At 69.3% G+C, this 12,758-nt stretch carries 14 protein-coding genes and 1 tRNA gene; 5 read left to right on the forward strand and 10 right to left on the reverse strand.

Annotated elements, in window-relative coordinates:
* Positions 1-20 precede the first annotated feature (20 nt).
* From ABC271_RS10175 to ABC271_RS10185, 3 genes are read left to right on the forward strand one after another with little or no spacing between them, the layout of a single operon-like run.
* Positions 21-818, forward strand: coding sequence for an IclR family transcriptional regulator (locus tag ABC271_RS10175; protein ID WP_412924758.1), 798 nt, complete (start codon positions 21-23; stop codon positions 816-818).
* Between the two features lie 39 nt (positions 819-857).
* Positions 858-1,292 carry a MarR family winged helix-turn-helix transcriptional regulator gene (locus tag ABC271_RS10180; protein ID WP_412924759.1) on the forward strand — a complete coding sequence of 145 codons (435 nt, stop codon included), beginning with the start codon at positions 858-860 and terminating at the stop codon, positions 1,290-1,292.
* Positions 1,289-2,509 (forward strand): MFS transporter, encoded by a 1,221-nt coding sequence (locus tag ABC271_RS10185; RefSeq protein ID WP_412924760.1) that lies wholly within the window; start codon positions 1,289-1,291, stop codon positions 2,507-2,509. Before ABC271_RS10180 ends, ABC271_RS10185 begins: the two co-directional genes overlap by 4 nt.
* Positions 2,510-2,601: 92 nt before the next feature.
* Here ABC271_RS10185 and ABC271_RS10190 read toward each other — a convergent pair whose 3' ends face one another.
* The 9 genes from ABC271_RS10190 to ABC271_RS10230 form a co-directional block, all read right to left on the reverse strand.
* Positions 2,602-3,180, reverse strand: coding sequence for a TIGR00725 family protein (locus ABC271_RS10190; RefSeq protein ID WP_412924761.1), 579 nt, complete (start codon positions 3,178-3,180; stop codon positions 2,602-2,604).
* Complete coding sequence (locus ABC271_RS10195) at positions 3,177-4,145, reverse strand: carbohydrate kinase family protein (RefSeq protein WP_412924762.1); 969 nt, start codon at positions 4,143-4,145, stop codon at positions 3,177-3,179. The genes ABC271_RS10190 and ABC271_RS10195 overlap by 4 nt, the downstream gene beginning before the upstream one ends.
* A complete protein-coding gene (locus ABC271_RS10200) occupies positions 4,142-5,101 on the reverse strand; it encodes a nucleoside hydrolase (RefSeq protein WP_412924763.1) in 960 nt (319 codons plus the stop codon). Before ABC271_RS10200 ends, ABC271_RS10195 begins: the two co-directional genes overlap by 4 nt.
* A 92-nt stretch (positions 5,102-5,193) precedes the next feature.
* The gene (locus ABC271_RS10205) at positions 5,194-6,378 is read right to left on the reverse strand and encodes a hypothetical protein (protein WP_412924764.1); all 1,185 of its coding nucleotides are present in this window, start codon (positions 6,376-6,378) and stop codon (positions 5,194-5,196) included.
* Between the two features lie 214 nt (positions 6,379-6,592).
* Entirely contained in the window at positions 6,593-7,345 is a 753-nt protein-coding gene (locus tag ABC271_RS10210) for a GntR family transcriptional regulator (RefSeq protein WP_412924765.1), read from the reverse strand.
* 87 nt (positions 7,346-7,432) lie between these two features.
* Positions 7,433-8,302, reverse strand: a complete 870-nt coding sequence (locus ABC271_RS10215; protein WP_412924766.1) for an alpha/beta fold hydrolase — start codon at positions 8,300-8,302, stop codon at positions 7,433-7,435.
* Entirely contained in the window at positions 8,299-8,820 is a 522-nt protein-coding gene (locus ABC271_RS10220) for an NUDIX hydrolase (protein ID WP_412924767.1), read from the reverse strand. Before ABC271_RS10220 ends, ABC271_RS10215 begins: the two co-directional genes overlap by 4 nt.
* A gap of 74 nt (positions 8,821-8,894) precedes the next feature.
* Positions 8,895-9,956: a YihY/virulence factor BrkB family protein gene (locus ABC271_RS10225; protein ID WP_412924768.1), complete on the reverse strand. Its 1,062-nt coding sequence runs from the start codon at positions 9,954-9,956 to the stop codon at positions 8,895-8,897.
* Positions 9,957-10,894: 938 nt separating this feature from the next.
* Positions 10,895-10,970: transfer RNA gene (locus ABC271_RS10230), tRNA-Lys, on the reverse strand.
* 102 nt (positions 10,971-11,072) lie between these two features.
* On the opposite strand from ABC271_RS10230, the gene ABC271_RS10235 reads away from it, so the two are divergent.
* Together ABC271_RS10235 and ABC271_RS10240 are read left to right on the forward strand one after the other, a co-directional pair.
* Entirely contained in the window at positions 11,073-11,903 is an 831-nt protein-coding gene (locus tag ABC271_RS10235) for an inositol monophosphatase family protein (RefSeq protein WP_412924769.1), read from the forward strand.
* On the forward strand, positions 11,900-12,478 hold the full coding sequence (locus ABC271_RS10240; RefSeq protein ID WP_412924770.1) for a hypothetical protein: 579 nt from the start codon (positions 11,900-11,902) through the stop codon (positions 12,476-12,478). The genes ABC271_RS10235 and ABC271_RS10240 overlap by 4 nt, the downstream gene beginning before the upstream one ends.
* Here ABC271_RS10240 and ABC271_RS10245 read toward each other — a convergent pair.
* On the reverse strand, positions 12,469-12,723 hold the full coding sequence (locus ABC271_RS10245; protein ID WP_412924771.1) for a hypothetical protein: 255 nt from the start codon (positions 12,721-12,723) through the stop codon (positions 12,469-12,471). The genes ABC271_RS10240 and ABC271_RS10245 overlap by 10 nt on opposite strands.
* Positions 12,724-12,758 lie beyond the last annotated feature (35 nt).

The following is a 12,758-nucleotide window of genomic DNA, read 5'->3' on the forward strand; positions in this document are numbered from 1 at the left end:
GCCCGCGTAGCGTCCACATCGTGGACACATCGCCGACCCGCCTCTCGCGCAGCACCGTCCCCGGAACCCAGGCCATCGCCCGAGCCGCACACCTGCTTCGCCTGGTGACGGCCGCGGGCACCGAGGGGGCATCGGTCGGTGATCTCGCGCGCCAGGCCGACCTCACCCGACCCACCGCGCACCGACTCCTGTCCGCATTGCGGCAGGAAGGCCTCGTGGATCGCGATGAGGCGAGCGGTCGGTGGCTGCCCGGACCGGAGCTGTACCTGATGGGGACGGTCGCGGCATCCCGGTTCGACGTCACGGCGCTCGCTCGCGACATCGTGCGCTCGCTGGCGGTCCGCACCGAGGAGAGCGCATTCCTCTCCGTGCGTCGCGGCGACGAGACGGTGTGCCTCGTCCGCGAGGACGGCAGCTTTCCGATCCGCTCATTCGTCCTGTCGGAGGGGGTGCGCTTTCCCCTGGGGGTGGCATCCGCGGGCCTGGCGATCCTGGCCTTCCTCCCGCCGGACGAGGTGGATGCCTATCTCGAACGGCACGACGACCTCGCTCAGCAATGGGGGACGAGCCACTCCCCCGCTCGCCTGCGCACCCGCGTGGCGGACACGAAGGCGCGCGGCTACGCGGTCAATCCCGGACTCATCGTCGAGGGCAGCTGGGGCCTCGGCGCCGCGGTGTTCACGCGCACCGGTGAACCGCAGTGGGCGCTCAGCCTCACGGGGGTCGAGTTCCGCTTCGCCGGCGACCGGTTGGCGGACCTCGGTCGCATCCTGCTCGCCCACGCGCATCAGCTGTCGACCCGCATTGCCGGTCGCTGATGCATACCTACGTTATATAACAGGGGTATACTCGGGGGAATGACCCGCGACGATGATCTCCAGAGACTGATCCTCGCGGTGCACGCCCTGACGCGTACCGCGGCCATCGACACCAAGAACGACGCCCCCGCTGCCCAATGGCGCACGCTCACGCTGCTGCGTGACCACGGACCTCAGCGCCTCGGCGACCTCGCCACCCTCAGCCGCGTCTCACAGCCCGGAATGACCCGGCTCGTGCACCAGATGGAGGATGCCGGCCTCGTGGCCCGTGGCATCCACCCGGACGACTCGCGCGTGAGCGTCGTGTCCGCCACCGACGAGGGACTGCGAGAGCTCGACCGGTGGTTGGAGGTGCTGAGCGCCGCCCTCACCCCGCACGTCGCCCACCTGACGGATGCCGAGTGGGATGCCGTCCGCGTGAGCGCCGACGCCCTGGGCGCCCGAGTCCGCCCCCAGCCGGAGCTCGCCCGATGAGCGCGGCACCGAGCATCTGGAAACAGCCCGCCCAGGTCTGGGCCGTCGCGTTCGCCTGCGTCGTGGCCTTCATGGGCATCGGCCTGGTCGATCCGATCCTTCCCGCGATCGCGGAGTCGCTTCAGGCCAGCCCGGTCGAGACCGAACTCCTCTTCACGAGCTACCTCGTGGTCACCGGCCTCGCGATGCTCGTCACGAGCTGGATCTCGAGCCGCATCGGCGCGAAGGCGACGCTCCTCGTCGGGCTCGCCCTGATCGTGGTCTTCGCGCTGTTCTGCGCTCTCAGCGGCAGCGTCGACGCCGTCATCGGCTTCCGCGCGGGCTGGGGCCTCGGCAATGCGCTGTTCATCTCGACCGCGCTCGCAACCATCGTCGGCGCGGCATCGGGCGGCAGCTCCGCGGCGATCGTGCTGTACGAAGCGGCCTTGGGCCTCGGCATCGCGGTGGGACCACTGCTCGGCGGCATCCTGGGCGAGGCGAGCTGGCGCGGACCGTTCTTCGGCGTCGTCGTGCTCATGGCGATCGCGTTCGTCGCGGTGGCGGTGCTGCTGCGCGGACCCTCCCCCGCCCGCACGCCGATCCCGTTCAGTGCGCCATTCAAGGCGCTGGGACGCCCCGCGCTGGCGATCCTGGCCGCGACCGCGCTGTTCTACAACATCGGGTTCTTCACGCTGCTCGCGTTCTCGCCGTTCCCGCTGGGCTTCGGCGCGATGGGCATCGGTCTGACGTTCTTTGGCTGGGGTGTCGCCCTAGCGATCACCAGCGTGTGGGTCGCTCCCCTCTTGTTGCGCCGGATGCGGCTGACCGCGGTCCTACTTCTCGCGCTGCCGCTGCTCGCGGTCGACCTGCTGGTCGCCGCTTTCGTGGTCGGGTCGCCCGCGGGGCTCGTCACCTGCATCATCGTCGGCGGTCTCGTGCTCGGCGTCGTCAACACCGCGCTCACCGAGGCCGTGATGGAGGCGACCGACCTGCCGCGCTCGGTCGCATCATCGGCGTACTCGGCGGTCCGCTTCCTCGGCGGCGCCGTCGCTCCGCCGCTCGCCGCGTTCCTGTGGCACGCCGCAGGTGCCGGTGTGCCGTACATCATGGCCACGGTCTCCGTCGTGATCGCCGCCGCCTGCGTGCTGTTCGGACGCCGCGCGCTCGCGCACATCGACGCCGCACACCCGACCGCGGCCGACGAGGGCGCTGCCGTTCTGGTGGGCGACGCGGCCTGAGCCGCACTCGAGTGAACGCGCCCGGTCCGACTCCCCGTCGTGACCGGGCGCGTTCGCGTGCAGACGGCGCGGCGCCCGGGCGTCGACCCGCATCAGTCGGCGGCCGGCCCCGAATGCACGGCGAAGCTCGTGAAGCGGCGGGGCTCGTCCGCACGCCGCAAAGCCTCGGCGACGGCATCCTCGGGCGTCGTCCCGAAGCTCACGGCGACCGTCCGCCGCTCGTCGAGCCAACGCTCCTCGAGCAGGACCGAGCGGATGCGATCGGCCCAGCCCCCGGTCCCGGCGACGGCGACGACGGGGGTGCCGAAGTCGTAGGCGATGGTGAGCTCGTTCAGCGTGCCCGCTCCCCCGCCGATCATGATCACGGCGTCGCAGACCCGCGGCGTGAGCAGGTTGCGGATCGTGCCCATGCCCGTCGGGAAGGCGATGTCGACGAACGCGCTCGCGCGCGAACGGTCCGCCTCGGGCAGGAACCCGATCGTGAGCCCGCCGGCCTCGCGCGCGCCGCGCGACGCCGCGGCCATGACTCCCGTCGTTCCGCCGCTGACGAGCACTGCCCCGGCGCGCGCGACGGCCGCGCCGACGCGCGCCGCGACATCGAGGATGTCGACCACGCTTCCCGGCGCGGTGTCCCCCGCGCTTCCGATGACGCCGATCACGCGTCTGCTCATGCTTCCTCCACTCCGGCCGCGATGAATCGGCGACGCAGGTCGACCTCGTTCAGCGCGACGTGCGCCAGGTCCAAGGGCGTGCGCGCGGCGGTGGCGAACGATGCCGCGGCGGCGCCGGCGACGACGGCGGAGAGCAGGTCGCCCGTGTCGGCCATCGCGGAGGCGCACGCGCCGCCGAACACGTCTCCGGCCCCCGTCGGGTCGAAGGCATCCGGATCCCGGAACACCGGCACTCGCCATCGTCCCTCGCGGGTCGAGACGACGGCGCCACGCGACCCGCACTTCAGCACGACCGTTTCCGCGCCCCAGTCATGAAACATCGACGGCAGGTCGCGCTCCGCGACGTCCGGCAGGAACACGGCGGCATCCGATGTGCTGGGGAGGAAGACGTCGACGGACGGCAGGACGTCCACGAGTGCCGCGGTCCCCGCGCGCGCGAGTTCACCGCGGTCCGGGCAGTCCAACAGGAGGTGTCCGTTGCCGCGGGCGGCGTCCACGCTCTCGTGCAGCCGGGAGGTGGGCAGCAGGCCCAGGTACCAGGCTTCCGCCGATATCGATGAGAGATCCTCCCCCGACGGCAGCGTCGCGTGCAGGATTTCCGGCTGACCGGTGTTGTCGAGGAATCGATCGCGCTCGCCGGGCGGCAGATCCTCGAGCGCTCGAGGGTCGGCCGGGTGCGACCGGGACTCGTCGGCATCGTACGAGAAGCTCACGCGGAGACTCGGGACGTCGGATCGCCGTCGGATGCCGTCGATCCGGACACCGCAGTCCCGCAGACGCTCGAGGGCGCCCGCGGGATAGTCCGCGCCCACCACGGTGTGAACCGCAGCCGCTCCTGCGGCGAGGACGACACCCATCGCCGCCCAGAAGGCGTTTCCGCCGGGTCGGTCGACCTCGAAGGAGCCATCGGCGAAGCGCACGGCATCCAGGCTGAAACCGCCGATGACACGGGTGAGCGGGCTCATCCTGCCCCGGCCGGGTGCTCGAAGGCGGTTCGGACGAACTCTTCGACGAGCGAGCGGCGAGGCTGCATCGCGATGCGTACCGTCGGGCGGGCGGATGCCACGGGGGCGGGTCGCCGGTCGACACAGGTCATTCCGCGGGTGAGGGTTCCCTCCACCTCGACCTGGACGGCAGCCTCGAGGTAGTCGGCGGCGAGCGGGTCGAGGGCCAGCACGGCGGCGGTCGGGTCGTGCAACGGGAACCCGACGACGCCCAGGTCGCGGGCGTTGAAGTCGAGATACTGCGGGAGCATCGCCCGCACCAGGTCGGTCGACGGCGAGGACGGCGCACCGTTGATGCGTCGCATCTCGACGTCGGTGATGCGGCACGACATCGTGATGTCCAGCGGCACGAGGATGAGGTTCCGTGCAGCACAGAAGACGCGTTCAGCGGCCTCGGGATCGTGGCGGATGTTGGCCTCCGCGTGCGGCGTCATGTTTCCGGGGACCGCGACCGCTCCACCCATCACGACGATCGCGCGCAGGAGGGTGTCCAGATGCGGTTCGAGCTCGAAAGCCCGACCGACGTTCGACAGGGGCCCCGTCGCCAACAGCACGAGCTCTCCCGGACGCTCCCGCGCGAGCCGCACGATCTGTTCCGCCGCGGACTCTTCGGCGATCGTGCCGGGCGGTTCGTCGATGGATGCCATCCCACCGACGCCGTCGTTCCCGTGGACCTCTGCGGCATAGTGGACGTCCTGGTTCCAGGGTCCCGCCTCACCACGCGCCACCGGAACGGTCCCCAGCCGCATCACGTGGAGGAGCTGGCGGGCGTTGCGCGCCGCCTGGACCGCGGAGGTGTTGCCGTGCACCGTCCCCACGGCGACGATCTCGGCGCGCCCCGAACCGACGAGGTACAGCAGCGCCATCGAATCGTCGATGCCGAAGTCCATGTCGAGGATGAGGGGAACGGGCGTCACGGTCGACATTCGTCGGTCTGCTCTCTCGTAGACGGTGCGGGGAGTCTGACGGCGACGGTGAGGGGGAAGGGCCCCCTCACCGCCGCTCTACCTCACTCGCTGGTGATCGAGGTGTCGATGAACTCGCTGTCGAAGATGTCATCCGCCGTGAGCCCGGGCTTGATCGTGACACCCGTGGCGCCGAGGAGCGACGTGATCTGCTCGAAGCTGCTCTCCGCGCGGCCGGGCGCAAAGGCCCCGATGGGAACGGACGGGTCGGTCCCGGCCATGAGGTGCATGTCCTTGAGAACATCCGCGCCCGCCTCGGCGACACCGGCCGAGTACACCCAGCCCGTGTCGTACTCCTCCGTCAGTTTCACGATGAGGGCGTTGGTCGGTGCCGGGTCGGCGAGGTATGCCAGAGTCGAGCGCTGCAGGATCGGCACGAGCTTGGTGAGGCACGGCGAGAGCTCCTCGAGGTCGGCCGCACGGACCGAGAGGGCATCCGGATACACGTCGTATCCGGCATCCTTCACCAGCTGGAACTCCACGGGCTTGTCCCACTGGGCGATCTCGTGCTCGTAGATGTAGGGCTCCGACGTGGCGAAGCCGTTCTGGGCGATGCTCGGGTCGCTGACGAACCGCGCCGGGCTGCCGTCGTACGAGTCGGACAGCTGGGACTGCTTCAGAACGCCCTTCGCCACGAGCGCCTGGGCATAGAGGCCTCCCTTGGGGACGACGACCGTCGCATCCGTCTTGCCGATGTCCGCGATCGACGTCCAGTCCGGGTGGGTCTCGGGGTCCCACATGATGATCTGGGGGCTCTGCTGCCGGGTGGCGAACACACCGATCGCCGGCTGGTCGACGGCGCCGGCCACGCGGTCTTCGGTCGGGATGCTACCGAGGGTGATCGAGGTGTCCTGGTACATCTGCGAGATCACGGGCTGGTAGCCGATCGCGGAACCGCCGGATCGCACCTCGATCTGGACACCGGTGCTCTTGCCGCCGTCGACGAGCGTGCCCGTGACGCTCTTCTTGTTGGTGTCGATCACGGCATCGGGTCCGACGAGTCCGTAGAACGGGCCGTGGTCGACCTCCGGCTCCCACGTCGCCTGCACGACGACGGTCGCGGGACACACGTCGGTCAAGATGCTGGCCTCATCCGCGAGCGGGATGGCCGGGGCGCTCGCGGCGGGCGCGGCGCCGGAGGCGCAGCCCGACAGCGCGGCCCCCGCGACGGCGAGAGCGGTGAGAGCGAGAAGCGGGCGGGGAAGGCGGTGCGCGGAACCTGCAATCACGGGAGAGCCTTTCGGGTAGGCGCCGAGGATCGATGTCGCGTTCGGCTGTGCGAGCCGCGTCTGCGGTCGAGACCGAGTGTTCCACTTGTAGGACAAGTTAGCGATACTTCTCAGACAAGTTTACGAACGTGGAACGCGCGCGAAATGCGCGGCCAGAAAACGCACATCGGCCCGCACACGCGCGGGCCGATGCGCCGGGTAGACGGCCGCGGCCTCAGCCGCGGGTGACGCGCCGCACCAGGACGTTGCGCAGATGCGCCGGTGCGGGCGTCTGCACCTCACGGCACCAATACGCCACCTCGCGAGCGGGGCCGAGACCGCAGTAGGTGAGGACGAGAGCGGACGCGGATGCTTCCAGACTCAGGGCCTCGCGCTCGTCGTCGGCGAGCATCGCGGAGCCCAACCACACCGTCTCCCACGCCACGGCCACGCCGTTGAGGCGCTCGGCCAGGTCGAACACGGGCATCGACGGATCGAGATCCGGCTGCCACTCCGCGGTGGAACGTCCGTCGGTGACCGGGATGACGTCGTCGGCCATCACGTAAGGGTGCCCGTCCGCGCTCCACACCTTCCGTGTGCGCAGCACGCGCGTACCGATCGGCAGGTCGTGGAACTGCTCCGGACCGTGGGGTGAGCGCTCGACGACGTCGTAGTCGGCGGACAGGACGCGGACGGACGGTTCATATCCGGCACGTGCAATGGCATCCAGGTGGTCACGTTGCTGATCGACGCGCGTCCCCAGCTGGAAAAGATGCGAGTGGATCACCGTGCGCGCACCGTGCGACCGGTAGATGTATCCGCGCTCCTCGAGCCGGATCAGTGCCTCGCGGACCGAGGTGCGGCTGGCTCCGGTCTGCGCGGCCAACTGCGGCTCGGAGGGCATCGGGCGACCTTCTCGGTCGACGCCCTTCCAGATCTCGATGAGGACGTCGACGAGATGCTCGGGATCGGAGCGCTCTCTCGCCATCCACGAATCCTCACCGCTACGGAGCCAGATCCGCCCAGCCTAACCGGCGCCGGCACGAACCATCCCGGTCACGAAGGCTCGGCGCCGTCAGCTCGGCGTGCGGGCGGCGTTCACGACGGCGCGTGCGCCCGCGTCGGACATCACGATCGAGTAATGGTCGGTGTCGGGTACTCGGCGGACATCCTTCAGTGAGGGGAAGGCTTCGCGCACGACGGTGAGGTCGGGATAGAGCGGTGGCACCTCGCCGCGGAGGCCGCGCTCGGCGGCGAGCAGCATCGTGGGTCGTGGCATCCGTTCGAGCGCGCGGGCGATGTCGACGCCGGTGTTCTGATCGATCGAGTCGGCCTCGACGGTCGCGAACGTCGTCGCCGGGCGGAGCTTCGGCTCCACACCCACGAGGTCGTAGGCGAAGTAGGTGTCGAGCAGGGGGTCTTCCCGTCCAACGAACGCCGGGTGCTCCCGCCAGAAGTCGCGATACGCCGCGCGGTCGGCGAATCGCATGTCCAGGCGCGCCGCGGTCGGTCCGAGCACGTGCCGAACCGCTTCGCGGGGCGGCATCCCCTCGGGCAGGTCCAGCGGCAGTCCGCCGTCGACCAGAATCACGCGGTCGACGCGATCCGGATGCCGATCGGCGAACACCGCCGAGACGAAAGCGCCCATCGAGTGCCCGACGACGACCGCCCGGTCGATGCCGGTGGCATCCAGGACGAGCGCGAGGTCGTCGGCGTGCCTCGCCATCCCGACCGGTCCCTCGACGTCCGCACTGCGGCCCCGGCCGCGCAGGTCGGGGGCCACCAACCGCACATCGGCCGCTTCGCGAGCCACCCACGACCAGGCGAGGTGCGACGCCGTGACGCCGTGCACGAGCAGCCACGGGAGGCTTCCGGCATCCGGATGCCACTCCCCCACGTGCAGCGTCCCGCCGGGGACCGCGACCGCGTGCGTGCGGTCGGTCACCGCTCGCCTCGGACCGCGACCTCGAGCTCTTCCCACAGCTGCACGAACCGGGCGTTCCACGGCGTGGCGAACGCACCCGCCTGCCACCGCCGACGCACCTCGTCGAGCGTGACCCACTCAGCCTCGAGCACCTCGTCGGGGTCGACCACGACATCCGGCTCGCCCTCGACATGCACGGTCCACAGGTCAAAGAGCGCGCGTTCCTCGACGACGCGTCCCACGAGCACGAGATCGTCCGGAAGGACGGAAATGCCGACCTCTTCGTCGAGCTCTCGGATGGCGCCCCGACGACTCGATTCCCCGCGCAGCGCGCTCCCGGCGGGAAACTCCCACGCCAGCGGGTAGTCCTTGCCTTCGGCGCGTCGACTCACCAGCACCCGACCCGTGGATGCCACCACGCACACGGATGCCACGATGTGGAACGACCCGGCGGGCACCGGCCCGTCACCCCGTCGGTGGAGGGTTCCGGTGGGCGTTCCCTGGACGTCGGTGACGTCCCACATCTCGTCGTCTGCCATGCCGCCATCCTCCCGCGCTGACCGCGCGGACGCGAGGGTCAACGCGCAGCGTCCGGGTCTCACCGGCGCGTCGCTCACTTCTCGGGGTCGTGATCCTCGCGAATGCGCCGACCCTCGGCGACATCCGCCGTCTCCTTCGCGTCCGCCTTCTTGATGGTGCGATCGTCCCGCGGCGGCAGCTGGATGTCCGCCTCGGCGGCGATACCGGCCTCGAGCTGCCGCGCGCGCTCCATCTCGGCGTCGAACTCGGCGCCGAACAGGAGCGCGAGGTTCGCGATCCAGAGCCACAACAAAAAGATGACGATGCCCGCGAGCGATCCGTACGTGCGGTCGTAGTTCGAGAAGTTGCCGACGTAGAGACCGAAGACGAAGGTGGCAAGGGCGAGCACGATGATGGCGGTGAGCGCGCCGATACTGATCCAGCGGAACTTCGGCTGCTTCGCGTTCGGGGTCGCGTAGTACAGGATCGCCACCATCAGCACGACGATGACGGCCAGGACCGGCCACTTGAGGATGGACCACAGCGTCTGGGCGATGTCGCCAACGCCGAGGGCATCACCGACGGCGGTGGCGACCGGACCCGACACCACGAGGATCGTCGCCGCGATGAACAGCAGCACGATGCCGATCACCGTGACCAACAGCTGCACCGGCTTGAGCTTCCAGAACGGTCGACCTTCGTCGATCTCGTAGATGCGGTTCATCGCACGGCTGAAGGCGCTGACGTACCCGGATGCCGACCACACGGCGAGCACGATCCCGGTGATCAGCGCGAAGCCCGCCGCGGGCGAAGAGGCGATCTGCTCGATCGGCCCGCGGATGGTGTCCGCCGTCTCGCCGGGGGCCGCCTGCTCGATGATCCCGAGAATGGCGTCGGCAGCTGCCGTGCCCTGCCCGAAGACACCGAGCAACGAGAAGAGTGCGATGAGCGCCGGAAAGACCGACAGGACCGAGAAGTAGGTCAGGGCCGCCGCCATATCGATGCACCCGTCGGACCGGAACTCGCGCAGAGTCTTACGCAGGACGTACTTCCAGGAGCGCTTGTCGAGGTCGTCGGGCGAGTCGGGCTTGGCCGGGTGTTCGGGTGCGGGAGCCCCACCCTTCGAGGTGAAGTGATTCGTGGTGTCGGAACTCATCGCCACAGTGGAGCCGGACAACGGCGGGGAAGATACACCCTTGCGAAACGCCGGGCTGGTGTGCGGCGGGCGGCGACAAGGGCAACACCTGCGGCTCGAACCTACGACCCATCGAATGATGCAAGACGCCCACCGAGATAGCCGGCAGCACGGCGGAGGCCGCTCGTCGCGCCATATTGAGCTGACATATCCCCTGAGAGAATGACCCTGGGGGAACATGGCATAAGAGCGGGGGGCGACTATCTGATGCGGATCAGCAAGACAGTCTTGATGTTGGGTGCAGCGTTATCTACATCCATTCTGATCGCGTCGTGCATCGACCCGCCCGGGTGCCAGTGATGAGAAAGATCCTCGCCGCTGCACCGTTCGTGGCAATAGCCGCCCTACTCACATCATGCTCGCTCGCGAGCGACCTAGATCCAACCGATGCGCCAGACAAGAACCTCGCGAGCCAGGCCGAGATCGCCACTTACGAGCGTTCGCGAGATTGGGGCAGCGGCGCTGGGGAAGCTCACGGAGTGCTCGCGGAGATAGATGGATGCGTGCGCCTGGACAACTCGAGGGTCCCTATCTTCCCGTCCGATCAGGTTACTTGGGACGGGGAAACTCCCACGTTCGGCGTGGATCAGTATCGAGTCGGCGACACCATCACGTTCGCCGGCAACGAGATTGGCGATCCGAGCGAGCTAGAAGCAGAGATTCCAGCGGGCTGCTCTGCGGGCCCCTTCTGGATCGTCGGACCGCACCGTGACTAGGACACGAACGCGCCGATCACCGAGCGTGAAGCGGATTTGCCGGACGGTTCCTTCGTTCGGCACGGCAAACGCTGACTAACCGCACCTCACGCCACTCGAGACGCTGGACCGCCCAGCGCTGCTCGGCCCGAACGCGACGGAAGGCCCGGTCACTGCTTCTACGCAGTAACCGGGCCTTCCTTGTGGTGCACCCCCTGGGACTCGAACCCAGAACCCACTGATTAAGAGTCAGTTGCTCTGCCGATTGAGCTAGAGGTGCGTTCCGTTGGCCCGAAAACAGCGTTCCGAACCGAGGGATTACGTTACCAGGCGTGACGCAGGCCCACCAAATCGGGCCAGCCGAGCCGTCTATCCTGGACGCGTGTCCCCCATCGATGAGCCGCTCCCGTCCGCCGCGCCCGCGTCGCTGGGCGATGACCTCGCGCTCGCGCTCCGTCTCGCCGACGCGGCAGACGCCGTGGCGATGGCGCGTTTCGACGCGTCCGACCTGCGCATCGACACCAAGCCCGACCGTACTCACGTCACCGAGGCAGACCTGGCGACCGAGCGCGCGATCCGGGAGATTCTGGATGCCGAGCGTCCCGACGACGCGATCCTGGGCGAGGAATACGGCACCTCGGGCGACACCGCCCGTCGGTGGGTCATCGACCCGATCGACGGCACGCACAACTACATGCGCGGCATCCCGGTCTGGGCGACGCTCATCGCCCTCACCGTCGACGGCGTGCCGCAGGTCGGGGTCGTTAGCCAGCCCGCGCTCGGCCGGCGCTGGTGGGCCGCAACAGGACAGGGCGCATGGACGAACGGCCAGGACGGCGAGCCCCGTCGCATCCATGTCTCCGGCGTCGACGACATCGCGCACGCGAGCATCAGCTTCCAGAGCATCGAGCAGTGGGACGACGTCGACCTCGTCCCGACCCTCGAGCGTCTCGCGCGCGCCGTGTGGCGTGACCGCGGATACGGCGACGCCCTCCCCTACATGTGGCTGGCGGAAGGGCGCCTCGAGCTGGTGGCCGAGTTCGGCGTGAAGGAGTACGACATCGCGGCCATCGCACCGATCGTTCGCGAAGCCGGTGGTGCCTTCTCGGCGTTCGACGGTTCTGACCGCCTCGACGCGGAGTCGTCGCTCGCGACGAACGGCGTGCTCCACGACGCGTTCCTCGCCCTTCTTCACGAGGAGGACACGCCGTGACACGACGCATCCTCGCCGCCGCGTCCGCCACGCTCCTGACCGCCATCGCGCTCACCGCGTGCGCCCCGAACACCGCACCGCAGGCGGCACCCTCCGCGGCGCCGACGGATGCCGCCCCCGCAGCGACACCCGCGCCCTCGCCGAGCGACGACACGGATGCCAGCGCCGACCCCACATGCGAGACGATCATCCTCTCGTCGACCGCGGCGGACTTCACCAGCATCGGATGGAAGCCGCAGCAGGAGCCCTTCCGGGTCGGCGCGACCGAGGTGCCCGGCGGCATCCTGTGCAAGTGGAGCGATGGTTCGGCGACCGCCTCGAGCGTGCAGATGTTCGGATGGGCGTCCATCGACGGCACGGCCGCCGACAAGGCCGAAACCGACCTCCTCTCTTCGGGATGGAAGCGCGAGGAGGGCAGCAACGGCCAGGTGTACGTGACCGAGAACCCGGACTGGCTCGCCGGGCGCGGCGCCGACGGCTACGGCATCACGTACCTCTTCGGCGACGGATGGGTGAAGGTCGCCGACACGAAGCAGAGCCTCGTGCTGATCGACTGGCCCCCGTCTCAGCGGTAGGGATTCTCCGCGTCGAGAGCACCGGATGCCGCGTGCCCCTGGTCCCACGCGTCGCCCCGCGCTTCGCGCTCGCGCCAGAGCGCGTCGATCTGCAGCACGCGCTGCGCCAGTGCGACCCAGTCGCTCCACCCGGCGGAAGGCACCGACTCACCGTCGGACGCGACGGCACGCCACCTCGAGGAGTCGGCATCCGGTTCCAGCTGAAAGGGTCCGACATCGATTCGGTGCGCGCGGGGATCGGGCATGCTCCGACGGTAGGTCTCCCGCGCAGTGCCGGGCA

This window comes from Microbacterium canaveralium (assembly GCF_047238045.1).
Taxonomy (GTDB): Bacteria; Actinomycetota; Actinomycetes; order Actinomycetales; family Microbacteriaceae; genus Microbacterium.

Bases quoted from the DNA above. Each gene is read 5' to 3' on its own strand.
- ABC271_RS10180 (WP_412924759.1), top strand. From the start codon at position 858: ATGACCCGCGACGATGATCTCCAGAGACTGATCCTCGCGGTGCACGCC.
- ABC271_RS10185 (WP_412924760.1), top strand. From the start codon at position 1,289: ATGAGCGCGGCACCGAGCATCTGGAAACAGCCCGCCCAGGTCTGGGCC.
- ABC271_RS10190 (WP_412924761.1), bottom strand. From the start codon at position 3,180: ATGAGCAGACGCGTGATCGGCGTCATCGGAAGCGCGGGGGACACCGCG.
- ABC271_RS10195 (WP_412924762.1), bottom strand. From the start codon at position 4,145: ATGAGCCCGCTCACCCGTGTCATCGGCGGTTTCAGCCTGGATGCCGTG.
- ABC271_RS10210 (WP_412924765.1), bottom strand. From the start codon at position 7,345: ATGGCGAGAGAGCGCTCCGATCCCGAGCATCTCGTCGACGTCCTCATC.
- ABC271_RS10220 (WP_412924767.1), bottom strand. From the start codon at position 8,820: ATGGCAGACGACGAGATGTGGGACGTCACCGACGTCCAGGGAACGCCC.
- ABC271_RS10225 (WP_412924768.1), bottom strand. From the start codon at position 9,956: ATGAGTTCCGACACCACGAATCACTTCACCTCGAAGGGTGGGGCTCCC.
- ABC271_RS10245 (WP_412924771.1), bottom strand. From the start codon at position 12,723: ATGCCCGATCCCCGCGCGCACCGAATCGATGTCGGACCCTTTCAGCTG.